General features: G+C 63.0%; 21 protein-coding genes and 1 pseudogene. 9 read left to right on the plus strand and 13 right to left on the minus strand.

Translation table 11 applies throughout. The annotated features are described in order from the left end of the window. Positions 1 to 3 precede the first annotated feature (3 nt). The 8 genes from ACIP90_RS18560 (at position 4) to ACIP90_RS18595 (ending at position 9223) form a co-directional block, all read left to right on the plus strand. A complete protein-coding gene (locus ACIP90_RS18560) occupies positions 4 to 951 on the plus strand; it encodes an amino acid ABC transporter permease (protein WP_400581072.1) in 948 nt (315 codons plus the stop codon). Between the two features lie 2 nt (positions 952 to 953). Then, on the plus strand, positions 954 to 1778 hold the full coding sequence (locus ACIP90_RS18565) for an amino acid ABC transporter ATP-binding protein (protein WP_400581073.1): 825 nt from the start codon (positions 954 to 956) through the stop codon (positions 1776 to 1778). Between the two features lie 291 nt (positions 1779 to 2069). After that, entirely contained in the window at positions 2070 to 3455 is a 1386-nt protein-coding gene (locus tag ACIP90_RS18570) for a protoporphyrinogen/coproporphyrinogen oxidase (protein WP_400581075.1), read from the plus strand. A gap of 42 nt (positions 3456 to 3497) precedes the next feature. Further along, complete coding sequence (gene dapA, locus ACIP90_RS18575; RefSeq protein WP_400581077.1) at positions 3498 to 4391, plus strand: 4-hydroxy-tetrahydrodipicolinate synthase; 894 nt, start codon at positions 3498 to 3500, stop codon at positions 4389 to 4391. Between the two features lie 4 nt (positions 4392 to 4395). Beyond that, positions 4396 to 5889, plus strand: coding sequence for an aldehyde dehydrogenase family protein (locus ACIP90_RS18580; RefSeq protein WP_400581078.1), 1494 nt, complete (start codon positions 4396 to 4398; stop codon positions 5887 to 5889). Between the two features lie 116 nt (positions 5890 to 6005). Then, on the plus strand, positions 6006 to 6251 hold the full coding sequence (locus ACIP90_RS18585; protein ID WP_400581079.1) for a hypothetical protein: 246 nt from the start codon (positions 6006 to 6008) through the stop codon (positions 6249 to 6251). 473 nt (positions 6252 to 6724) lie between these two features. Beyond that, entirely contained in the window at positions 6725 to 8053 is a 1329-nt protein-coding gene (locus ACIP90_RS18590; protein WP_400581108.1) for an MFS transporter, read from the plus strand. A gap of 618 nt (positions 8054 to 8671) precedes the next feature. After that, positions 8672 to 9223 (plus strand): dihydrofolate reductase family protein, encoded by a 552-nt coding sequence (locus ACIP90_RS18595; RefSeq protein WP_400581081.1) that lies wholly within the window; start codon positions 8672 to 8674, stop codon positions 9221 to 9223. A gap of 194 nt (positions 9224 to 9417) precedes the next feature. Here ACIP90_RS18595 and ACIP90_RS18600 read toward each other — a convergent pair. The 13 genes and pseudogenes from ACIP90_RS18600 to ACIP90_RS18660 all read right to left on the minus strand — a co-directional run. Next, a pseudogene (locus tag ACIP90_RS18600) lies at positions 9418 to 9819 on the minus strand (DeoR/GlpR family DNA-binding transcription regulator); the annotation flags it as partial. A gap of 213 nt (positions 9820 to 10032) precedes the next feature. Further along, positions 10033 to 10692: a helicase associated domain-containing protein gene (locus tag ACIP90_RS18605; RefSeq protein ID WP_400581083.1), complete on the minus strand. Its 660-nt coding sequence runs from the start codon at positions 10690 to 10692 to the stop codon at positions 10033 to 10035. A 56-nt stretch (positions 10693 to 10748) separates the two neighbouring features. After that, positions 10749 to 10994 carry a hypothetical protein gene (locus ACIP90_RS18610; protein ID WP_400581084.1) on the minus strand — a complete coding sequence of 82 codons (246 nt, stop codon included), beginning with the start codon at positions 10992 to 10994 and terminating at the stop codon, positions 10749 to 10751. A gap of 586 nt (positions 10995 to 11580) precedes the next feature. Then, positions 11581 to 11715 (minus strand): hypothetical protein, encoded by a 135-nt coding sequence (locus ACIP90_RS18615; protein WP_400581085.1) that lies wholly within the window; start codon positions 11713 to 11715, stop codon positions 11581 to 11583. Positions 11716 to 11885: 170 nt separating this feature from the next. Further along, a complete protein-coding gene (locus ACIP90_RS18620) occupies positions 11886 to 14063 on the minus strand; it encodes a glycogen debranching N-terminal domain-containing protein (RefSeq protein WP_400581086.1) in 2178 nt (725 codons plus the stop codon). Between the two features lie 256 nt (positions 14064 to 14319). Further along, a complete protein-coding gene (locus ACIP90_RS18625) occupies positions 14320 to 15666 on the minus strand; it encodes a formimidoylglutamate deiminase (protein WP_400581087.1) in 1347 nt (448 codons plus the stop codon). Then, complete coding sequence (locus ACIP90_RS18630; protein ID WP_400581089.1) at positions 15663 to 16844, minus strand: allantoate amidohydrolase; 1182 nt, start codon at positions 16842 to 16844, stop codon at positions 15663 to 15665. The genes ACIP90_RS18625 and ACIP90_RS18630 overlap by 4 nt, the downstream gene beginning before the upstream one ends. Before the next feature lie 387 nt (positions 16845 to 17231). After that, positions 17232 to 17960, minus strand: a complete 729-nt coding sequence (locus ACIP90_RS18635; RefSeq protein WP_400581090.1) for a HutD family protein — start codon at positions 17958 to 17960, stop codon at positions 17232 to 17234. 80 nt (positions 17961 to 18040) lie between these two features. Beyond that, positions 18041 to 19744 carry a urocanate hydratase gene (hutU, locus tag ACIP90_RS18640; protein WP_400581091.1) on the minus strand — a complete coding sequence of 568 codons (1704 nt, stop codon included), beginning with the start codon at positions 19742 to 19744 and terminating at the stop codon, positions 18041 to 18043. Positions 19745 to 19784: 40 nt separating this feature from the next. Further along, positions 19785 to 20576: an ABC transporter ATP-binding protein gene (locus ACIP90_RS18645; RefSeq protein WP_400581109.1), complete on the minus strand. Its 792-nt coding sequence runs from the start codon at positions 20574 to 20576 to the stop codon at positions 19785 to 19787. Between the two features lie 61 nt (positions 20577 to 20637). Continuing rightward, the gene (locus ACIP90_RS18650) at positions 20638 to 21411 is read right to left on the minus strand and encodes an ABC transporter permease (RefSeq protein ID WP_400581092.1); all 774 of its coding nucleotides are present in this window, start codon (positions 21409 to 21411) and stop codon (positions 20638 to 20640) included. Next, complete coding sequence (locus ACIP90_RS18655) at positions 21408 to 22223, minus strand: ABC transporter permease (RefSeq protein WP_400581093.1); 816 nt, start codon at positions 22221 to 22223, stop codon at positions 21408 to 21410. Before ACIP90_RS18655 ends, ACIP90_RS18650 begins: the two co-directional genes overlap by 4 nt. Before the next feature lie 64 nt (positions 22224 to 22287). Next, positions 22288 to 23316 carry an ABC transporter substrate-binding protein gene (locus ACIP90_RS18660; protein ID WP_400581094.1) on the minus strand — a complete coding sequence of 343 codons (1029 nt, stop codon included), beginning with the start codon at positions 23314 to 23316 and terminating at the stop codon, positions 22288 to 22290. Between the two features lie 178 nt (positions 23317 to 23494). Here ACIP90_RS18660 and ACIP90_RS18665 point away from each other — a divergent pair, with 178 nt between their 5' ends. Then, positions 23495 to 24193 (plus strand): IclR family transcriptional regulator, encoded by a 699-nt coding sequence (locus tag ACIP90_RS18665; protein WP_400581095.1) that lies wholly within the window; start codon positions 23495 to 23497, stop codon positions 24191 to 24193. The last annotated feature ends 126 nt before the right edge of the window (positions 24194 to 24319 follow it).

A 24319-nucleotide genomic window follows, 5' to 3' on the forward strand; every position in this document is an offset into this window, starting at 1 on the left:
GCAATGACGGTCGACCAGCAAACCTTAGCCAAGGAAACCGTCCCGTTGCGGCACCACGGCCGAAGGGTCGCCGCTGTCATCCTTCTACTGCTTGTGGCGAACCTGATCCACTCCATGGTGACCAACGAGAACTTCCAGTGGGTGACCGTGTGGCACTACCTGTTCCACCCGGAAATCATGGCCGGACTGGGGCGCACCCTGATCCTGACCATCGTCGGCATGACCTTCGCAATCCTGCTGGGAATCCTCCTGGCAGCCTGCCGGCTCTCAGAGAACAAGGTCCTTCAGTCCGTGGCGGGCGCCTACCTCTGGTTTTTCCGGGGAACACCACTGCTGATCCAACTCATCTTCCTGTACAACCTTTCCGCGCTTTACCCGCGGCTGGGCATTGGTGTTCCCTTCGGCGGACCGGAGCTGCTGGGAGGCCCCACCAACTCCGTGCTGTCGCTGTGGACCGTGGCCTTGGTGGGTCTGGCCTTGCACGAGTCTGCCTACATGGCCGAGATCGTGCGGGGAGGGTTGCTCTCGGTGCCCAAGCACCAGACCGAAGCGGCAGCGGCGCTGGGCATGAACAACCTGATGTCCTTCCGGCGCATCATCCTGCCCCAGGCGCTGCGGGTGATCGTGCCGCCAACAGGCAATCAGGTCATCGGCATGCTTAAGTACAGTTCCCTGGTCAGTGTCATCGCATTGCCTGATCTGCTCTACTCCGCCCAGATGATTTACACCCAGACCTTCGAGACCATCCCGCTTCTCATCGTCGTCTCGTTCTGGTACCTGCTGTGCACGAGCATCCTGACCATCTTCCAACAGCGCATCGAGCGCTACTACGGACGCGGCGTTGCAGGCCACCAGGCCATTGCTCAGCGGCGCGGCGGGTTCCTGGGCTTGGGGGCACCGCGCAAGCGCGTCCGGACGACGTTGTCATCGACCACCGTTGAGGAGGGCTAATCATGGCCACCACCCCCAGTACTGAACTGATCAGGGATCCGTCTGAACCCATCGTGAAGATCGTTGAACTGCGCAAGAGCTTCGGCGACCTGGAAGTGCTCAAGTCCGTCAACCTGGATGTCTATCCCGGTCAGGTCGTTGTCATCCTCGGCCGATCCGGCTCGGGCAAGTCCACGATGCTGCGATGCATCAACCACCTCGAAAAGCCTTCCAGCGGAGCCGTCATGGTCAACGGAGAGGTTGTCGGGTACAGGGTCAAGGGCGAGAAGCTGCACGAACTGCGACCGAACGAGATCGCACGCCAGCGGGCAGTTACAGGCATGGTCTTCCAATCCTTCAACCTGTTTCCGCACCTGACCGTCCTGGAGAACCTGATGGAGGCGCCGTGCCGCGTTCTGGGGCGATCCCCGAGCCAGGTTCGCGAAGAGGCCATGAGGCTGCTCGCCAGCGTCGGGCTGGCCGAGAAGGCCGATGCCTACCCCGGCACCCTGTCCGGCGGGCAACAGCAGCGGGTCGCCATCGCCCGGGCCCTGGTTATGAAGCCGTCGGTCATGCTGTTCGATGAACCCACGTCAGCGCTCGACCCTGAACTCGTCGGCGAGGTCCTTGAGGTGATGAAAGAGTTGGCGCGAAGCGGCATGACCATGATCGTAGTGACCCACGAGATCGGATTCGCCCGCGGAGTCGCGGACGAGGTGGTCTTCATGGCCGATGGGCGCGTTGCAGAGCAGGGCCCCCCGTCCCAAGTCATCGACAACCCTCAGACCGAGGCCACCAAAACCTTCCTGCGCAGCCTCAACGAACGCCGCGACACCCCTGTCCACTGATTACCGCGCCCGGGCAACACTGTTCCTGCAACCGCACGCCAGAGGTGCCGAGTCGCTTTGCCGGCCCAGCACGCAAAGCTATTGCATTAATCATACAATGATGTATCTTTAAGTTGTGACCAGGGGCACAGCGGCCTCTGAAGCCAACCCCGGACCTCGTGCACGCAGGCCGCGCGCTGTCAGTGAAGAGAGTGACGGTATCTGCGTCACCACACAGCTTCCCCCTCGGGTGCCTCCTGCTGAATGGCAGACAGAGCATCATTGCTCCCTCTAGAAGGAAAGTTCAAACACATGAAAGATGTAGTCATCGTCGGTGCAGGACTCGCCGGTCTTTCGGCCGGATGGCGCCTGCGCCACTGGGACACGCTCCTGCTGGAGTCGGGCCACCGTGCGGGCGGGCGAATTCGCTCAGAGCGCCGTGGTGCCTACTGGCTGAATTGGGGAGGGCACGTCTTCGCAGGGGCCGGATCGTCCACGGATGCCTTGCTCAATGAAGTCGGCGTAACCGCCGTTCAGATTCCGGGTTCCCTCCAGGCCCTGTCAATGAACGGCAAGTTCATCCGCAAGGGACACATCGCCACCTACCCGTTCCGCATACCGATGTCCCTCTCAGCCCGTATCGACACGCTGCGGGCCGGCATGAAGGTCGTCAGCGGCGTCGCCAAGTACACCGGCGTCGTGCGGAAACGCCCGGGGGAATCCGGTGCCATGCGCCAGCAGCGCATCTACGACTTCGAGAACGAGCGCTCGTTCCAGGACTTCATCGGAAACCTCTCCGAGGACGCCGCCGCCCTGTTCAAGACCACCGTCACACGCTCAGCCGGTGACATGAACGAGATCTCCGCCGGCGCCGGCATCGGGTACTTCAGCCTCGTCCTGGGCATCGGCCAAGGCCTGAGCCAAGGCATTGTCGGCGGTCCGTCCACCCTGACCGAATCAATCGCCGCGTCGCTGGGCGACCGCATCGAGCTCGGAGCCACCGTGCAGGAGGTCGTGCACCGGAAGAACTCCGTCCTCGTCCGGTACAGCCAGGGCGGCGTCGACCGTGAAGTGGAAGCCCGCGCCGTTGTCCTTGCCACCACCGCTGATGTCTCGCACAGGATCGGCGTGGACCTTCCGGAGGACCTGCGCGGTGCCCTTAGCCAGATCAAATACGGCCCGCACGTCAGCACTGCCTTCCTGACCAACGAGACCTCGGCAAGGCCGTGGGACGACATCTACGCCATCGCGGCGCCGAAGCGCTCGTTTGCGATCGCACTGAACCAGGCGAGCATCGTCCGCGGCACCGAATCCGTGCGGAAGCCCGGCGGCAGCTTCATGACCTTCTCACCCGCCAGCCTGGGGCGCGCGTTGCTGGACAAGAGCGATGAGGAAGTCATCCAGACCCACCTCGCCGACCTGGACCAGGTCCTCGGCCACGGCTTCGCCGACAGCGTCGTCGAAGCCGAGACGGACCGGTGGAAGGTTGCCTCGCCCTACTCCTTCCCCGGCCGGGCCAAGCTCCAGTCAACCCTCATGCGCGGGACGGACCGCGTGTTCCTTGCCGGTGACTTCCTCGGAACCCTCTACACCGAAAGCTCGATCACTACCGGGTTCTCGGCAGCCCAGGAAGCCGCCAGCCTGCTGGCCACCCACCGCCAGGCCCCGCCCCATTCCGGCATCTCAATCGTCGCCTGACCCAACATTCCCCACAACCGTACAGAAGAAGAGGAACCCTTCATGGCTAAAGAACTCAGCGGTGTCCTGACCGCACTGTCCACCCCGTTCAACCCGGACGAAACCATCGACGTCGCCACCCTGCGGCAGATTGTTGACCGCTCCATCGACGCCGGCGTCGACGGCGTCGTCGCCGCAGGATCCACCGGCGAAGTCGGCGCCCTGTCCTACGAGGAACGCCTGCTGCTCATCAACACCGTCATCGAACAGGCCAACGGGCGGGTCCCGGTCATCGCCAACACCGGGGCCACCTCGACAGCCGAGGCCATCCGTCTCTCGCAGGCGGTCGAGAAGGCCGGCGCGGACGTACTCATGCTGATCACGCCCTACTACGAGCCGCTCTCCCTGGAGGAGACAGTCACGTACATCAAGGACGTCGCCCGGTCCGTCACCATTCCGGTCATGCTCTACAACATCCCGGCCGTCACCGGGGTCAACCTGGACCCGGCAACAGCCCGCGCGCTGGCCGAAGACATAGACAACATCAAGTACATCAAGGACTCCAGCGCGAACTGGGAACAGGCGCTCCAGCTGATCCACCACCACGCGGATGTCATCGGCACCTTCATCGGGTGGGATGTCTACCTCTACAGCGCCCTTGCCGAGGGCGCGGCGGGTGTCATGGCCGGAACCGCCAACGTCGTGCCCAACGAAATCGTCGGTGTCAGCCGGCTGATCGCCGAAGGCGACTTCACCGGTGCCCGCGAGCTGTGGAACGCCGTATACCCGGTCATCGACGCGCTCCTGTCCGTGCCGTTCATCCCCGCCGTCAAGGCCGGCCTTGGCCTGCAGGGCCTTCCCGCCGGCTCCCCCCGCCGCCCCACGGCCGACCTCAACGCCGAAGACCTCGCACGGGTCCAGCACGCCCTCTCCGCCCTCAATGTGAAAGTGGGATAAGACCATGACCACGACTGACACAGCATCGTTTACCGTCCGCCGGGCCGAAGCCGCGCTCACGCCTTCCCTGCCTCCTTTCGGCCAGTTCATCGGTGGGGCGTTCGTCGCTTCGAGTTCGACTGCAACCGTCGATGTGGAGAATCCGGCCACCGAGGAAATCCTCATGCAGGTTCCCTCCGGTTCCGTTGAGGATGTTGACGCTGCCGTAGCGGCTGCCGTAGCGGCCAAGGCCGACTGGGCAGCGAGGACCCCCAAGGAGCGTTCCTCGGTCCTTCTCCGCATAGCAGACATCATCGAGGCCAACCGCGAACTGCTCGAAACCCTTGAAGCCGCCAACACCGGCAAACCGGCCGCCGTGGCTGAAGACGACATCTCCAGTGCGATTGACACCTTCAGGTTCTCAGCCGGCGCGACACGTGCCTTCACCACCCCCGGCGCGGACGACTATGCACAGAACCACACCTCGGTGATTCTCCGCGAGCCCGTGGGTGTGGTCGGCGTCATCACTCCCTGGAACTACCCGCTGCTGATGGCTGCCTGGAAGATCGCCCCGGTCCTGGGCGCCGGCAACACCCTTGTACTTAAACCGTCAGAGCAGACTCCGTTGACCACCCTCAAGCTGGCTGAGCTCATCGCCTCCGAGATTCCGGCAGGCGTCCTAAACATCGTTACCGGCCCCGGCCGGGTGGTGGGAAACCGTCTTTCGGAGCACCCGGATGTGGACCTGGTTGCGATCACCGGAAGCGTGGGCAGCGGCCAGAAGGTCGCCGCCAGCGCAGCCTCCACCGTCAAACGCGTGCACCTGGAACTCGGCGGCAAAGCGCCCGTCGTCGTCTTTGATGACGCCGATCTGGAGGCCGCCGCCAAGGGCGTCCGTGAGGCCGGGTTCTGGAACGGCGGACAGGAATGCGGCGCGGCGTGCCGCGTCCTGGTCCACGAATCGGTCGCAGAGAAGTTCACCGAACTCCTGGTGCGCGAAGTGAGTGACATTACCGTCGGCGCCCCCGGCGCCGGCGACGACGTCGAAATCGGTTCCATGATCTCCGGGGACCACTACAAGAGGGTGCTGGCCGCGCTTGACGACCTTCGCAAGGAAGGCCTGACGATCGCCGTCGGCGGCAACGCCCTGGAGGGACCGGGCTACTTCATCGAACCCACCGTGGTGACCGACGTGCCCGCCGGTGCAGCCATCGCCAGCACGGAGATCTTCGGCCCGGTCGTGTCGGTGGAAACCTTCAGCACCGAGGAAGAAGCCATTACACGAGCCAACGAAACTGTCTACGGACTGGCCGCCTCGGTATGGACCACCAACGCCGCCCGCTCCCTCTCCGTACCCCGCCGGCTTGACTTCGGCACGGTCTGGGTCAACTCACACCTCGTCATCGCCAACGAAATGCCCTGGGGCGGCTTCAAGGGCTCCGGCTACGGCCGGGACCTCTCCACCTACGCCCTGGAAGACTTCTCCCGTACCAAACACGTCATGTACAACTGCGGCTAAAGTCAGCCCACTTGTGGTGCCCGGCGACCGTGCACCCCGGATTCCGGGGTGCACGGTCATATCCACGGGAACCACCAGGAGAAGGCACACACGGACAACGAGAGGACGACCGGGCCATGGACCTCAGACGCATCACTGACTGGACTCTCCTCACCGGGGCGAGTGTTGAGATCCGGCAGCAGGGAGCACATGTCTGCAGCGGGTACGTCGATGCAATAAATGACGACGGTGACATCCTTTGGCTGCAGGCGCCTGGACAGAACCGCAGGCTCTTCGAGAAGGCTGAGTTCTTCGAGGCCTGGGCAGCGGAGGACCGCCCAGGCTTCCACTACGAAATCACGACGAGGTCAGTGGCTAAGTAACCGGCAACCAGCTACTCCATCAGCACATACACCGTGCGGGAGGCTGACCACTCCCCGGAAGTCAGTACGATCACGAAACCTAACCCCGGAAGGCCTGATGCAGACGACTCCTTAATCGGGAGTAAAGCTATTGCATTTATCATACAATGATGTATCTTTAGTGGTAGGCCACGTCTGAGCAGCGAGACAAGAAGGTGGCGGCAAGGAAGCGTGGAGCCGAGATCTCATGTGTACTCCGTCCCGATCAGGCCGCCCGTACTAAGCAGGAGAAGTTCATAGTCGCAGCGCGGTTATCACCGGCTGGGTACGTGATGGCCCCGGGGACTGTGGAACGGGCCACGCCGCTCATCAAGGCCCAGCACCCTCATTGACCGGGTGGTCAAGACAATACTCAAACGCCGAATTCCCAGTGCAGCGAACACGGCGGAATCCATCACATGCACGCCAACCGTCAGGAGTGAGAAGTGTCAACGATGAACAACAGAACTGCCAGCCAGGGGGGTGCCTCTGCGGCAAGCAAACGGCGCTTCCTCATCAGAATGGTCACCGTCCTGATCGGCGGCATGGTCCTGGACGGCTATGTCCTAGGCATCATCGGTCCGGTCTCCGGGAGGATGGCCGAGGACCTGCAGCTCAATGCATTTTGGCAGGGTCTGATCGCTGCGGCCGCTCTGGTCGGAATCCTGATCGGCTCACCACTGGGTGGCTGGGCCTCGGATAAGTGGGGCCGCAAGCCAATCTTCATGTTCGACATCGGCCTGTTTGCGATCGCGTCCGGCATGCAGTTCTTCGTTGACTCACCGATATGGCTCATTGTGGTGCGGCTGCTGATGGGCATCGCGATCGGCACCGAGTACGCAGTGGGCTGGCCGCTGATGGCTGAGTTCTCACCCACCCATCTGCGGGGGCGGCTCATGGCGGCAATGGGGATCGCCTGGTACGGCGGCTTCATGATCGCGTTCCTCGTCGGCCATCTACTCAATGAGTACACGGACCTGAGTTGGCACTTCATCCTGGGTACGAGCACTTTCCTCGCGGTGGCCCTGTTCCTCGCCCGGCTCGGCCTGCCGGAGTCACCGCGCTGGCTGTGGAGCGTGGGCCGCAAAGACGAGGCGCGCGCCCTGGCCTACAAGTACATGCCGGAAGACGCGCTCGACGACGTCCGGCACGAAGACGTTCGCAAGGGCAGCTTCGGGATGCTGTTCTCCAAGCAGTACTGGCGCTCCACGCTGTTCATCTCGGGGTTCTGGTTCTGCGCCGTGACACCGTACTTCGCGATCGCCACGTTCGCCGACAGCGTGTTGAATCAGTACGGCCTCGCCGGCGGTCTCGCCGGGGGAGTCGGGCTCTCCGCCGTCGCCCTGGCCGGCGTCGTCGTCACGTTCCTGCTGATCGACAAGGCCGGCCGCCGCCTGCTGACCGTCCCGACGCAGTGGCTGTGCGCCGCCGTCCTCGCGATCATCGGACTGTGGGTAGGCGCACCGGCGCTCGTCGTGCTCATCCTCTTCCTGGTCTTCTCATTCTTCAACGCAGGCTACAACACGTTGACGAACGTTTACCCGGGGGAGGTCCTCCCGACCGAGATCCGAGGGATCGGAACAGGTTTCGCGGCCGCTGTCAGCCGCGTCGGAGCAGGCATTGGCATCTTCCTCCTCCCGATGTCGATGGAAACCCTCGGGGCCGGGCCCACCATGCTGATCGCCGCCGGAGTCGCCCTCGTCGGCGCCGCCCTATCCCAGTGGCTCGCTCCGGAGACCAAGGGCAAGACCCTCACCGAGGCAGCAGCAGGATACTCCCACTAAGAACCGGCCCGACATCAGGCAAGATCCGGGCTCGTGGCCCTGCACGGACGAATATCTACATTCCCCTCGTCAACAGGGTCACGAGCTCTTGGCCGTCCATGATCCGCTCTTGGACTTCTGGACTGGCTTGCCGCATATCCGCTATCAGCGTTGGTGGCACAGCAAATACGGGGATGTGAGAAACGCTCTCACGTCAGGATGGGGTGTGATCCAACCTGCCATGTGCTGTCTCGTAAGCCGGGGGTTGCGTGACAGCTGCCGGGTTTGCTGGCGTTGGAGAACTTGGGAAGGGCGCCCTGCTGCGGGACAGTGCGCCCTTTGGTTGCGGCACGTTGAAGTGTCACGTGCCCGAATGTGTTCTTAGCTGGCGGCCTGGTTGAGGGCGTATTCGATGTCGACGTCGTCGTCCATGGGTTTGACGATTCGGCCTGTTTCGTGGACGTCCTTGGGTCCGGCGTGGCGCCGTGTTCGGGCGGATTCGGTGCCCGGTCGGGTACGTAGGAAGCGCGGGTAAAGCTAGTGAACGTCCCGGCATCGTAGATTTCCAGGAGTGTCTTCCGGCCGCCCGGGCATCCCATTACGGTGGGGTTTGTCCGCTCGATTTCCAGGAGGCTCTGAATGCGCAAAGTGACCGCAGGTCTGTTCCATTCCGTTGACGGCGTGGTGTCAGATCCGTACAAGTTCCAGTTCGACAGTTTCGACGACGAACTCGGCGAGGGGCTGACCAGGATGATGGAAACAGTGGATACCGTGGTGCTGGGGCGCGTGAGCTATCAGGAGTGGGCAGGCTATTGGCCCACCGCCTCCGTGGACGAGGACTTTGCCGCCTTTATTAACCCTATTGAGAAGTACGTGGCGTCGCGCACGCTCAGCGAACCTCTCGAATGGCAGAACTCGCAGTTGATGGATGCCCCGCTGGAGCAGTTCGTGGCCAAGTTGAAAGAGCGCGACGGCGGCGAGATCGCTGTATGCGGCAGCATCTCGGTTACGCGGCAGCTGCTGTTCGCCGGGCAGCTGGACACGCTAACGCTCATGACCCACCCGGTGGTGGCGGGAAGCGGCCGCCGCCTGTTCGAGGACGGCGACCCTTTGACCCGGCTGGTACTTCAGGACCAGTCCCGGACCAGCAAGGGCAACGTGATCAGCAGGTACGGGAGGCTTGAGGGCTAACCGTTGGGGCAGACCGGAGCTTCGCCAGTGGGCTGGTGGTCTGTCGGTGGGGATTCCAGGTCTGGCTGGATCCAGCTGGCGGTAGGCGGGGAGCCGGCGGAGGCAGCTTTTTCCAGCCTCTGTTCGAAAGCAAGCCGGACACGGGCAACACCCTCGTGCCAGCCGATCGAGCGGCATCCGATGCAATATTCACGAACCTCAACCCCCGCTTCCCGGAACTTCTGCAGCTGGGCCGGGTCGGCGCCGTCGTCCGTTACCAGTGTCCAAGGGAGCGCGAGCCGCGCCCACGCGTGGAACGGCCGGAGGCCGAGCTTTGAGGAGTCCGCGAGGACGTAGACGTTGTTGCCGCGCCGGGCCAGGAGTTCCTTGAGCCGGGTCTGGGCGTGGTCGGCCTCGTAGATGCCGTCCTCGGCGGTGACGGCGTCGGCGCCCAGGAACACTCGGTCGAAGCTCATCCTCTCCAAGGCTGCCTCGGCCAGCGGTCCCACGAAGCTTTGGCTCAGGCTCCGCAGCCCACCGCCCAGGCAGTCCACGTCGATGCCCTCGGAATCGGCCAGTTCCTGCATGGTGCTGATGCCCGGGGTGGTAACGGAGAGCAGAACTTTCCTGACGATGTGAGTCCGGCAAGTGAAATTTTAGTTGTCGGAGCGGCGGCGGACTGTTGTTCCCGTTGTACTCTTCTTGCAGTTCAGGGCCCTACAAGAGCTTCAGGGAGACGTGTTCCTGGCCAGCGCCGGGCTCAGCCGGGCAGCCCCCGAGGACGTGGCCGTCGCCCGGCATAAATCCGGGGGTTCAGTCCCCGTGCCGTCTCAGGTGCTGGTCCCCGGTTCCCTCCCGCGCTTCCGGCCTGCCCGCCAGCCCGGCAGGGCGGTGTCCAACATCGTGGCCTTTTCGGTGCTGAGTGTGCCGCGGCCGAGTTTGAACCTCTGCGACTGCAGCCACTCGCCCAACTCGCGCTCCGCGTCGGTCTCCGCCTTCTTCCGGCGTGGCCAGTCTAGCCCTGCTGCCCGGTATTCAATGAGAGCGCCCAGCCGGTCCTGCCAGAGGGCCTCCCGTTCTTGATGGCCGGGCCGGCCGCGCCAGTCCGGCAGCACCGCCAGGCCCTCACGAACCGCGGGGTCAAGGATTCCGGCCTTGGCGTCGCGACGCCGGCGCCGCAGCCACGCAGCCAGCTTCCGCTCCCACGCCTGATCTGCCGTGGATGACGGGTAGCGCCCCGTTGCCTGGACCATCGCAATCACCTGGTTCATGCGTTTCAAGCCTGGCCGTGCGGCCTGCGCGGTGGTTTTGCCGGCGGCGGCGTGGGCCGCTTTCAGTGCCGGGTCTGCCGCCTTTGCGGCGGCCAGGTGGTAGCTCACCGTCGATGGCGGGGCTCCCGTAAGTTCAGCGATCATCTTTCGGGACAGGCCCGCCCGGTACAAAAGAACCCAATCAGAACGGGGAGCCGCGTCGGACCGGCTCCTACTCACGGAGCCATCCTGCCCCGGGATCATTCCAGCATCCTCGATCCTGGCCCAAGCTTTTCTCAGGCTGATGACGGCTCCGGATCAGGCAGGTCACGGACAGCCGACACGGGGCAATGCAGCACATGCAGCATCTCCAAATCCAACAGCTGACGGGTTCCCGTTCTGGCATCAAGGATCCAGAAAAGCTCCAAGGCCGGAACGACGGCGAGGACCCGCCCGCGGTGCAGGACCCGCCCATCACGCCATGCCTCAATCTGGTCTCCGACCGCCAATTCTGAACACGCCCGGACTTGTGCTGCAGCCATGACGGGCTCCCTTCATGCCGCTACCTACAGAACCCAGTGTGAGCCCTCATGGTTGCGCAATCATTTCCATGACATGACTTCCTCGTGTCCAGACGACGGGTAACGACAGAGGTCAGAAGGTCTTCATACCCGCCCAAGCGCATGCGCCGTGCGGCTCCTGTCACTGTTGGGCCCGGGCCTGAACCAGGACGCCTTTGCCGTGGGCACCGGCAACAGCAAGCAGGCTCCTTCCGGCAGTTCTGACGGGCCGCCGTTCGGACGCCTAACATTCCCGCATGGACGCCAAACTCTACGCCTGCCTGAGTTACTGCCACGCCCGCTGCCCTGAGCTGACTCCGGGCAGCCGGGTTTGACGTCCCCCCGGGGACGGGTGCTGCATGCCGAGGTTCGCATGGGGGAGGCGGTGCTGAGGGTGGCCAGTAACGACGCCGACTACCAGCGGAGGCCCCAGAGTTGGGTCTGTGTGCTCCGGCCTGGGATTGGGGGAATGGAGCCAGCGAAACCGACAAGGCTGCCCATGTCTTCTGCGACCCAATGCCGCTCGGCATAAGGTCCCGCGAGTAGTTCTGACAACCTGGCGAGCCGATCATACGGTCTGCTTCTCGATGAATGACTCGGACAGGAGACTTGAGTAGGTCTCACGCCAGCACAGAAGCTGCAGGTTCGCAAGCTCGAAGGCGTCGCCTGGTAATGCCCGGCGCAGCTGAGGGTTTTCCTCCACCCGCCGATACTAGACCTCTTACACATGAAGCCATCGGCATCCCCTAACTTTGGCGTCCCAAGTCCTAGAAGTTTGTGACGAGGCACGAATAGGGCCACGCTGTCAGCAGCTGCGGCTAAGGGTCTTTACAGGGGGTTCGGGCGGGGAAGCCCTGATGCTCGCTCCTGAGGTCATCTGGTGTGCTGATCGCGATAGTACTTTCCGTGCCTAATGGCCTGTTCCACGAGGTCGGCTGCCCAAGGCCGCGTTCCATGGTGGAAGACCATGCCTTCGGGAAGTCCCTGGACGGAGGCGGTGGAACCGGAGATGTCGATGGTGATCCTGCCCTCGGCCATGGGGGCGTTGGTGATGTGCAGGTCACCGTAGGATTCCGGGAGTACGGGATCCATCCAGAGGCCGCCGAGTGCTACGTCGGCGTAGTAGCCCATCAGGCTTTTCACGAGCTGGATTGGGGTGGTTGCGGCCCAGGCCTGCGGTGAGCACGCTGTGGGGTAGGGAATGGGTTCGTCGAAGTGCTCGCGGCTGAAGCCGCAGAACAGTTCGGGCAACCGTCCCTCTGAATGCTCAGCGGCCTCAAACAGGGCGGTAGAGATCCGTTGTGCTTCGGCTGTGAAGCCGTAGCGCATCAGACCCGCCTGGATTATTGCATTGTCGTGGGGCCAGACTGACCCGTTGTGATAGCTCGCTGGATTGTAGGCTCCCATGTCGCTGGCCAGGGTCCGCACGCCCCAGCCGCTGAACATCTCCGGGGACATCAGCCGTTCGGCCACCAGCGGGGCTTTGTCCTTATCGACAATGCCGAACAACAGCCCGTGCCCCATGTTCGAAGCGCATGCATCAACCGGCCGTTTGTCGCGGTCCAGGGCGATCGCGTAATAGCCGCGATCAGGCAGCCAGAACTGCTCGTTGAATTGTTTCTTCAGCCGTGCAGCGCGTTCCTTGTACTTGACGGCCAAGTCCGTGTCACCGGCGTCGTAGGCCAGCCAGGACCGTCCAAGGTACGCGCTGTAGACGTAGGCCTGCACCTCGCACAGTGCGATCGGCGGCTCGGCCATCCTGCCGTCCGCGAAGTTGATCCCGTCCCAGGAGTCCTTCCAGCCCTGGTTAATCAGCCCCCGGTCATTGAGGCGTTCATACTCGACGAACCCGTCCCCGTCCTTGTCCCCGTAGTCCCGGATCCACTCCAGCGCCCGGTCAACATTTGGCATCAGGGCGTCTATGGTGTCTGTGGTGAATCCCCAGCGGCTGACTTCCGCGAACAGCGCCACGAACAGCGGCGTCGCGTCGACGCTGCCGTAGTAGGCGGATTTGCCGCCCAGCGCCAGTCCGCTGGAGACATCGAGGCGGACCTCGTGAAGGATCTTGCCGGGTTCCTCCTCGCTCATCGGGTCCACAAAGCTGCCTTGGCGGTCTGCCAGCGTCTGGATGGTGCCAAGGGCGAGGGACGGGTCTACCGGCAGCGCCATGAGGGACGCCCAGAGCGAGTCCCGGCCGAATAGCGCCATGAACCACGGCGCACCGGCAGCAACCACAATCCGGTTCGGGTGCTCAGGATCTTCTATCCGCAGTGCACCCAGATCGTCGTAGCTGCGTCGAAGTGTCCGTTCGATGGAGCGGTTGCCCATCTGCAGGACCGGAATCTTGGACACCCACTCCTGCCGGCGCAGGTCCCGCGGAGACATTTCACCCTCGTCCGGACGAACGAACGGCGCCACGGCGCCGGTTCCGTTGGCGGTAGGCGCCACACTCACGGTGGCACTCCATTGTCCGTGCGGCGGGACAACGGCCCGGAACGTCAGGGCCTCCGGCGCTGCCTCGGCGCCGGAGCCAGAAACAACGACGCCCTTCCGGACATCCTGCCAGGCTGCCCGGATGGTCAGCGATTCGCCATCCGCTTCACGGGACTCGTCCCACCGCCCCTGGATGCGTGCCTCCTTCACCTCAAAGAGGTCCGCGAAGTCCACCTCGACTGCAAGGGACACTATGCACTCGGCCGCGCCCGGTGAGTGGTTCCAGACGGTGATCTGCTCCAGGATTCCGGTACCTACCTCGCGGAGACGTTCAACGATCAGCGGGCTGTCGGCGTATCCGTCGGAACGTGGCACGCGGCTGACGAAGAGGGCACGGTACGGCTCCTTCGTCTTGGCGGCCAGCGGCTCTAACGGATCACCATTAACTGTCAGATTCCAACGGGAGAGGATCCGGGTGTCCTCGAAGAAAACTCCGTGCGGATATTCCGGATGGATATCGCCGTTCGCCGAGGAAATGCAAAAGGATGACCCCTCCACAAGAGTGACTGTTCCGGGGCCCAGCGGTCCGGCAGCAGTATCAGCATTCCATCCAGCCATCCCGGCTCCTTCAATGACTGACTTCAACGGCTTCAACTTTGGCGGTACCGCGCAGGCCACTATCGACGGTCGATCGCTGTCTTCATTTCTCCAACCGACGCTACGCCCGTGCAATGGGCGATGCCAGCCCCTGCGGGGACTGATGGAAGAGGTCCGCGGCCGGATACGTTGCCTTATCTGAAAGGTCCGGAAGGGGCGGGCGCGGACATTGGGGGGCGGGGTCGGGGGAGAGGCGGGTTTGCCTGCCGTACAGCAATCAGGAGAAATTAGTTAGTGCGGCGGTCAAGAGTTCTGCTGGCGAGCCGAGACGAAGGTGAAGGCCGGCTGCTGCCACTGGCTCGCCGTTGATTACTACCTCGTTGACGTCGGCTGCTGTTGCGGTCATGGGCAGCTGGCCGGGTGCTGATCCGGCAGTGCGGACCGAGGCGGAAGCAATGGCAACGATGTCGCAGACGGCGCCGACCTTAACGGACGCAGGTGCGATGGGTGTAGCCATTGAGGTAGCGGCTCCTTCGGTTGCTGCCAGGAGCATTTCACTTGGTGAGAACCGTCCTCGTTTTCCGGAGTGAAGCCGCTCACCGTATTCCAGCGCGCGCATTTCCAGCCATGGGTCTATGACTGCGTGCTGGTCCGTTCCAAGGGCGATGCAAGCACCGGCGTCGGCCAAGGCCCGGGCAGGACCGATGCCGTCTGCCAGGTCCGCTTCTGTGGTGGGGCACATAACTATCGTTGCGGCTGCGTTCCCCAGCGCCGAGATGTCCTCCTCTGTGAGATGAGTGCAATGAACTGCCGTGAGGCGGTGGGTGAGGAGTCCGTGTTGGGCCAGGAGCCCTGTTGGAGTCAAACCGTAAGCGTCAAGGCACGCGGTGTTCTCGGCGGGCTGTTCGCTCAAATGGATGTGCAGCGGTATTGCCGGCGGCAGTTTCTGGGCCACTACGGCGAGGTCTGCTTCAGGCACTCCGCGAACGGAGTGCAGTGCTGCGCCGACGTTGACCATTTCGCTGGAAAAGGTCTTGCTGATTTGTTGCCGAAGGGAGTCCAGTCTGTCGAGCCAGGTGTGGACGTCGGGGTCGCCAAAGCGGGCTTGTTCCGGCCCGAGAGGCAGGCCAATTCCTCCGGCGAGGTAGAGAGTGTCAAGGAGGGTTAGCCTGATCCCCGCAGCCTGGGCAGCCCGGGCCAGGGCGAGCTCCATGGCGTGCTGTTGCGGGTACGGGGCACCTCCGGGCTGGTGGTGCACGTAGTGAAACTCAGCCACGCTGCTGAACCCGGCAACCACCATCTCCGTGAAGACAGCTGTTGCGAGCTGCTCATACGCGTCGGGTGTCAGCTCGGAGGCGCTCCGGTACATGTGCTCCCGCCAGACCCAGAAGTCACCGCGGTCATGATGAGTGCGTCCGCGCAGGATTCGGTGGAACGCGTGGGAATGCGCATTTGCCGCCGCCGGAAAGACCACTCCCTGCAGCACATGAGCGCCGGGCGCGGCCTCCACGCCGACGCTGATCCCAACGATCCTGCCTTCCGTTGTTTGAATTTCCACGCCCTCGGCCACTATCGGGCTGTCTGTGCCCTCAACGAATGCGGCCTCACACCAATAAAGTTTCACAGCAGGCCCGCCAGAACGTCGGCGAGTGCAATGGCGCCCGCATCGGCATCCTGGTCCGTCACATGTTCCTCTGGAGAGTGGGAAATCCCGCTGGGATTGCGCACGAAAAGCATGGCAGAGGGCACCAACCCGGCCAGCACTCCGGCATCATGGCCGGCGCCTGTGGCCAGCATGGGAGCCTCCGGCAGCATCGCCCGGATTCGCCCGGTCAACGAGGCATCGAAGTGCACGGTGCTGCTGTACGATTCCTCGGTGAGTTTGACCGTGCAGCCTTCTTCGGCAGCTACTCTCTGCGCTCGGCCATGGATTTCTTCCACCAGGTGTGCGGTGACCGCGTCGTTGGGATGCCGGGCGTCCAGCCACATGTCCACGCGGGAGGCGATGACGTTTGTACCGCCGGGGACTGGAATGATGCGGCCAACGGTGGCACGCGCATCTGGTTGGCGCGCTGCAATCTGGCGGACGGCCATGATGATCTGCGCGGCTGCGACCATAGGGTCCGCTCTGTCGGCCATCAGTGTCGTGCCGGCGTGATTGCCCTGGCCGTGGATGCTCAGTTTCCAGCGGCCGTGCCCGAGGACCGAACTGCCAACCGCGACACCCGGGCCCTCGGACCCCAGCCCTATACCTTGTTCCACATGCAGTTCCACAAATTCGCCGATCCTTGCCAACGCATCCGGGTCGCGGCCGACATGACGGGGGTCAAGGCCGTTGGAGCGCGCTACGTCTGCGAACGTGTCCCCGTCACTGTCCCTCAGGCGAAGCGCCCTGTCCGCGTCGATGGCCCCAGTGAGGAGCCGCGACCCCAGGCAGGCTACGCCGAACCGCGACCCCTCCTCCTCGGGAAACACGGTGATCGCCAGCGACCGGGCGGGCTTGATGCCGCGTGCCTTGAGGAGATCAACGGCAGCCAGGGCGGAAGCCACCCCGAGCGGCCCGTCGTATGCCCCTCCTCCGGGCACGGAGTCCAGATGGCTGCCGGTCACGAGGGCTCCATCTTGCTGAGGCCCCCACCAGGCCCAGATAATGCCGTTGCGGTCTGTTTCAACATCCAGTCCCCGCCGCTGGGCCTGCTCCCTGAACCAGTTTCGCAGGTCAAGTTCGGCAGTTGAGTAGACCGGCCGCGTGTAGCCCCCACGGACGGGGTCCTGCCCCACGTCGGTGAGTGAGTGCAACATCTGACTGACAGTTTCCAAAAGGAACCTCCAAGGTGAAGAACCAGCACGATGTCCTGGCTTAGCGGATTGGGGCTGTTCCTTTTAGAGACAACCCAGGATTAAAGACAACCCCGGAAGAAAGCAACTGGCAGACAGCGGCGATAAGATCGCCGCAACCCTGTGGGGCTAATGCGATGCGCGCCTGCCGCCCGTCGCCCCGCCAAGATTATGGCTCTCCCCTCGCCGCATCGCGGCTGTGATTGCACAAACGGGTAGGACATTTGTTAGTCCGTTTCCGGTCCATTGCAGTAGGGGCAGTTTTCGGGACAACTAGATTGGTTTGCATCCGCGCCTGCAAGGACGCACAGGAAAACATGTGAAGGCAGCCTGCGGGTCGCCGACCGGGAATCAGCGCGGCCCGGATATCGCGCGGATCGAGTTTTCACTTTTGTCGGAGTTCCGGAGTGAACCGGTCCTCGATGTGGAGGCTGTGTGAGCTTTCGGTGCATATGTTTGTCCTCGGTTCGGTTGGAAGTGCGTTGGGGTGTTCTGCGACTTCAGGGTTGTCAGTGCGATGATCAGGCAGCGGGAGCCCGCCAGCTTGAGCCTGAGATTCTCGGGCTCGGCGGTGTTCCTTATTTCCAGGAGATGCCCTGGCGGAAGGTGGATCGGGGAAAAGCCGGTGGACATTACTGCGGTCTCGGACTCAGGGCTGTATATGAGGGTTGTATCAGCTGAGGTAGTGAAGTCGCGGGGGTGTCCTGGCTCCGTCCACTCCCATCGAGGTGAAACGTGAGCCGGTGAGTAGATGAGGTTTACGTCTTGGACGGGACCGTTTAGCAGCTCGCACTGAACGTCGGAGCTACCATCGAAGTTCAGGGTTTGGAATGGCGCAAGCACCTCGCTCGAGTGGCCGTCCACGTGCAGTCGCATACCCTTTCCATGGATCACTGTGATGAGCCGCTTCATGTCCGCGAACTTCGAGAATGGGCCGTCAGCCACGATGTCGGCCTTGGACAGACGCCAGGTGTACTTTTCTTTGGGGCCGCCGCGGAGTAGTTCTGTGGTCTGCCCGCCACCGTTTTTCCACGGCATCGGGGTGTAGTCCGTGGGTGCATAGCTGACTGTTTGGAACATGACTTGTCACTCCTGAATGTGGGTATGCCACAGGGAATTGCGCAGCTACCTCCTACGGCATCTCCCAGCAGGTCGCTGACTCAATTTTGTTTGGCTTCGTTCATGGGGATGCGGACGCCGCGTTCTTTGGCGACGTCGAGGGCGCGGTCGTAGCCGGCGTCGGCGTGGCGGATGACGCCCATGCCGGGGTCATTGGTGAGGAGCCGCTCAAGCTTTTCGGCTGCGAGGTCGGTTCCGTCGGCGACAGAGACCTGGCCGGCGTGGATGGAGCGGCCGATGCCGACTCCGCCGCCGTGGTGGATCGAGACCCAGGTGGCGCCGGAGGCGGTGTTCAGCAGGGCGTTAAGCAGGGGCCAGTCGGCGATGGCGTCAGAGCCGTCGGCCATGGCCTCGGTCTCGCGGTACGGGGAGGCGACGGAGCCGGAGTCGAGGTGGTCGCGGCCGATCACGATGGGCGCCTTGACCTTGCCTTCCTTCACGAGCTGGTTGAAGAGCAGCCCGGCTTTGGCCCGTTCGCCGTAGCCCAGCCAGCAGATGCGCGCCGGCAGCCCTTCGAACTCCACGCGCTCACCGGCGGCGTCGATCCAGCGGTGCAGGTGCTTGTTCTCCGGGAAGAGCTCCTTGATCGCGGCGTCGGTGACGGCGATGTCCTCGGGGTCTCCGGAGAGCGCGACCCAACGGAACGGTCCCAGGCCTTCGCAGAACAGGGGCCGGATGTAGGCGGGGACGAAGCCGGGGAATTCGAAGGCACGGGCGTAGCCGCCCTTCCGGGCTTCATCGCGGATGGAGTTGCCGTAGTCGAACACCTCGGCGCCGGCGTCCTGGAATTCGACCATGGCCTGGACGTGCCTGGCCATGGACGCCTGGGCCTTCTTGGTGAAGCCTTCCGGGTCAGCCTCGGCCTCGCGGTGCCATTCCGCCACAGAGATACCCTCCGGCAGGTAGGACAGGGGATCGTGGGCGGAGGTCTGATCCGTGACGATGTCAACGGTGAGTTCGCCGGCCCTGTGGCGGCGCAGGATCTCGGGGAAGACCTCGGCGGCGTTGCCGACATAACCGACGGACCAGCCGCGGCGCTCCTCCTTGGCCTTGAGCACTTTGGCGATGGCGGCGTCGAGGTCGGTTTCCACCTCGTCCAGGTAGCGCTTGCCGGCCCGGCGGCGCAGACGGGTCTCGTCGACGTCGACGATCAGGCAGGCGCCGTCATTGAGTGTGACGGCGAGCGGCTGGGCTCCGCCCATGCCGCCGCAGCCGCCGGTCAGGGTCAGCGTGCCGGCGAGGGTGCCGTTCTCGTCCCCGGTGAGCTTGCGGGCGATGGCGGCGAAGGTCTCGAACGTGCCCTGCAGGATGCCCTGGGTGCCGATGTAGATCCATGAGCCCGCGGTCATCTGCCCGTACATCATCAGGCCCTCGGCCTCGAGCCGGCGGAACTCGGGCCAGTTGGCCCAGTCGCCGACAAGGTTGGAGTTGGCCAGCAGCACGCGCGGCGCCCACTCATTGGTGCGGAACACACCAACAGGCTTGCCGGACTGGACCAGCAGGGTCTCATCCTTTTCCATCGTTTCCAGCGTGCGGGTGATGGCGTCGAACGCGGCCCAGCTTCTGACCGCCCGGCCGGTGCCGCCGTAAACCACCAGATCGTCCGGGCGTTCGGCCACCTCGGGGTCCAGGTTGTTCATGAGCATGCGCAGCGGGGCTTCCGTCTGCCAGGACTTGGCGGTGAGCTCGGTGCCGCGGGCTGCTTTGACCGGGCGGGCACCGGTAGTGAAATCGGCGGGTGCCATAAGGGACTCCTAGATGGGGGAGATGAAAAGGCGCTGGTGTTTACTTTGTTGCGGCGGCAGGACGGTGACCAGACTTGGCCAATTGAATCTGCTCGTAAACGTGGTGGCGCAGTTCAGTGAACCGCGGCAGAGACCGGGTGTTGAGCTGGTCGCGTTCCGCTGGAAGGTCGATGTGTAGGTCCTCCTGAATGACCGTGGGGGAGGACGAGAGGATGATGACCCGCTCGCCCAGGTACACGGATTCGTCGATGTCGTGGGTGACAAACAGGACTGTGACGCCCAGCTTCTTCCACACCGTGCGGATCAGGTCCTCCAAGTCAGCCCGAGTCTGAGCATCAACGGCGGCGAACGGCTCGTCCATCAGCAGGACTTCGGGCTGGTAGGCGACGGCGCGGGCGATGGCAACACGTTGCTGCATACCGCCTGAGAGTTGCCAGGGGTAGGACATCGGAACGTGGGACAGGCCCACCGCTTCGAGCGCCTCATCGACGAGCCTGTCGCGTTCAGCCTTCGGTACACGCTGGTTCTTCAGCGGCAGTTCGACGTTCTCGCGTACGCGCATCCAGGGGAAGAGTGAGCGGCCGTATTCCTGGAAGACCACCGCCATCTTCTTGGGCGGACCGGAAACCTCCACCCCGTCCAAAAGCACCTGGCCTTCCGTAGGCGCCATAAGCCCGGAAATGCACTTGAGGAGCGTAGTCTTGCCGGATCCGGACGGGCCCACCAGGCATGCGAGCTCGCCGGCGCGGAGGTCGAATGTCAGGTTCCGCACCGCTTCGATGGGTCCGCCGTCAGTTTGGTAGACCTTTTTCAGGCCGCGAACCGAGAGCATAGCCTGATGGTCCCGGTCGGCTCCGGACACACGGCCAGTGATGATGTTCTTGTCAGTGGTTTCAGACGGCATTTTCTACCTCTCGCAGGCCGTGGTACCAGCGCAGGATACGGCGCTCGGTGAATTGGAAAATGAAGGACAAGGCCACTCCCACCAGGCCCAGGATCACGATGCCGGACCACATCTCAGGGATGGCGAAGGATCGCTGGAACTGGACGATGGTGAAGCCCAGCCCGGAGGAGGAGGCGAACATTTCGGAGATAACCATCAAAATCAGTCCGATGGACAGGCACTGGCGCACTCCGGCCATGATTTGTGGGCTGGCGCTGGGCAGGACAAGGTGGCGAATACGGGCCGCTCCTGAAATGCCGTAGGTATGCGCGGAGTCCGACAGTACACCGTCGACGGCGCGCACGCCCTCGATGGTGTTCAGCAGCACCGGCCAAATGCAACCGGAGATGATGACTGCTACCTTCATGGAGTCAGTGATGCCCATGAGCAGCATGAGCACGGGGACAAGCACCGGCGGCGGGATGGCGCGAAAGAACTCAAGGACCGGCTCCGTCAAGTCCCGCAGCCATTTCACCGATCCGATAAGCAGGCCCGCCACAATTCCTATGATGATGGCGGCAGTGACGCCCATAATAAGCCGGCCCAGGCTGGGCAGCACATCGGAGAGGATGCGGTCACCGAACCACGTCTCAGCAAAGGTGCCGATTAAGGTGGCGGGTGTGGGGACGAAGAAGTTTTCGTCGCCGGCAGTGGCCGCCGCCCAGATAAGGACCAATATCGCGGGCAATCCCACGGCATAGGCGACTCCCTTTAGGATTTTCATATGATCACCTCTGCACGCACCGAGGAGTGCCAGGAAAGGGTCTTGCGCTCAATAGAGCGCATGACCAGATTTATCAGGATCCCGATCAGGCCGGTGGCCAATACCAGGGCGTACATGCCCGCAATGGCCCCACCGGATTGCGCCAGGGCAATTTCACGCCCCAGCCCCGGAGAGCCAATGACCAGCTCGGCGGTAATCGCCAGGATCAGCGCGACCGATGCGGCCAGGCGGACCCCGGTCATCAGGTAGGGGAGCGCCGTTGGGAATACCACGTAACGAATCCGTGCGAACTGGCCCAGCCCGTAGCTCTTGGCGGTGTTCATCGCCACGTTGTCCACGTCTGCCACTCCATACAGGACTTGAATAAAGACCTGCCAGAACGAGGCGTAGATGATGAGCATCAGGGACGACTCCATCTTGACTCCGAACAGCAGAACAGCCAGCGGGATCAGCGCCACAGAGGGAATGGGGCGCAGGAACTCGACGGTGGAGTTGGTGAACCTCCGCAGGAAGGATGAGGACCCTATGACGAAGCCCAGCAAGGTCGCGGCCAGGACTGCAGTCACCAAGCCGATAAGCCAGGCGAGCATTGTTTCAGCTACTGCAATCCAGAACGCGGTATAACTGAAGTCCGTGGCCAGAGCCAGCAGAACCTCCGAGGCCGGCGGCAGGAACCGGGCGTCAACGACTCCGACGTTTGGCACCAATTCCCAAATCAGGAGAAAGCCTGCGATTCCGGCGGCGCCCAGCAGTTGCTTGCTGGGCCGGGGGTGGGCCCTTTGCGGCATCTTTGCCCTACTGTTTATGTCCATTCTTCTTCCCGAGAGATCGCGTGCACGAGACTGACGTGCACGAAACTAATGTGCACTTGGGCGCCTATTTGGCGATCATCGCCTCGTAGTCCGGGTCCTTTTTCAGTACCTCGTACTCCTTGGCGGCGGTGCCCAGCTTCTTAAGGGCGTCCGTGTTGACGTCCTTGTTCCACTTGGACATCACCAGGGCCTCGGCGAGTTCAGGCGTGACCTTTGCGTAGTCCTGGATGATGGCGCGTACCTTGTCCTCATTCGCTGAGGCGAATTCGAACGACTTGTGCAAGGCCCTGCGGAAGCGCTCCACGAGTTCAGGATTCTTTTCCAGCGTCTGCTGGGACGTGAAGTAGAAGGCCGAATCGAAGTTCTCGGCCATGTCCGTCATGGGACTGGCCACGATTTTTCCACCGGCTTTGAGGATCTGCGTCCGGAAGGGCTCGGTTGTCCATGCAGCATCGACATCGCCCCGCTCGAGGGCGGCCGGCATATTCGGGTAGGGCATCTCCACGAATTTCACGCCCTGCGGATCACCGCCGGCCTTCTCAACGGAGTTTCGGATAGTGATGTCCGCAAAGTTGTTGAGAGCATTCACTGCCACTGTCTTACCGACCAGGTCGGCCGCGCTCTGGATGCCGCTGTCTGGCATTGCCGCCACCTCGGTTGTGTCGGCTCCCGGCTCGTTCGTAGAGGTGGAACCGTTCGATACCACCGTCACCGGTAACCCCTTGTCCCGAGCGATCAGCAGGGAAACAACGTTCGAGTACCCGAATTGGTACTCCCCGGTGGTAACTGCAGGCACGATAGCTGCCCCGCCCTGCGCCAGCTGGACGTCCAGCTCGATGCCCTCCTCCTGGAAGTAGCCCTCCTGCATGCCCAAGTAAACCGGGGCGACATCGGTGATCGGAATCAACCCCACACTCACCTTCTCCAAGTTGCCGCTTCCGCCTCCACCTTGGGTGGCTGCTGCCGTTCCGGGCGAGGACGGGCTGCCTGCGCCGCAGCCGGTAAGGGTAAGCATTCCGGCTAGGACTGCCGTGCCCGCTGCGACAACAGCGCGCCGGCTCGAAACGTGCGCGGGAAGGGATTTTGATGACATGTGGTTCTCCAGGATGTTCCGGTTCAAAGTTTCAAAGAGTAAAACGTAACTGCCGTCACATGAAAGTTACTCCGTGGCGCTGGGCAGCGTCAATGGTTTGGGGCACAATAATTGCCGTACAGTGAAATGGAAGTTTTACAGTTGTGAAAGCCAGCCCCTTCTGCCCTAGCGAGGAAGCATGACCGCCCGAACAACGCAGGACCCCACCACCCGTGCCGCAGACCGCACACTCGGGCTGCTGCGTGCCGTGTGCGAGAATGACGGCGTAAAGCTCGTTGACGCAGCCAAGGCAGTCGATTTGTCTGCAAGCACGGCGCTGCGTCTGCTTCGGACCCTTGAGGCCAACGGGTTTGCCACCCGGACGGAAGACGGACTCTACCGTCCAGGATTCAGGATGGTGCAACTCGGCGTGCAGGCCCTGAGTCACGAATCACTGGTGGCCACCAGCCGGGTCGCGCTCCAGTCCCTTGTTGAGCAGACCGGTGAGTCCGCCTACCTGAGCGTTCTGGTGGACAACACACATGGCTTATATCTGGCGATCGAGGAGGGTACGCACACCGTGCGCCACATCAACTGGGTTGGCCGGACATTTCCTCTCCAAGGAAGCGCTGCCGGTGCGGTTCTTCTTGGCCAGGTAGAGGCGGGAACCTATGCCGTTGTTGCCAACGGCGTCGAGGCGGATGTAACGGCTGTGGCGGCACCCGTCATAGTGGGCTCCAAGGTGGCCGCCGCCCTCAGTATCGTGGCCCCCAGCTACCGCACCACCTCCGATGCCGCTCAGCATTTGGGAACCTTGGTTGCACGGGAGGCGGAGAAACTCTTTGCCACTCCCGGTCTCGTTGCCGTGGCAGACGCTGCCCCAGGGCAAGCTTCATAGAAAACAGTCCGGACGCGAGTATGGAGGCTATCGGCTGCCGACTCTGCCGTGCGTATGCTGGCTTTGGGATGTTTCCACTCTTAGGAAGCCCGTCAGCATTAGCTGACAGGCTTCCTAAGTTTGTGA

The organism is Arthrobacter sp. NPDC093139 (assembly GCF_044754165.1).
Lineage (GTDB): Bacteria > Actinomycetota > Actinomycetes > Actinomycetales > Micrococcaceae > Arthrobacter.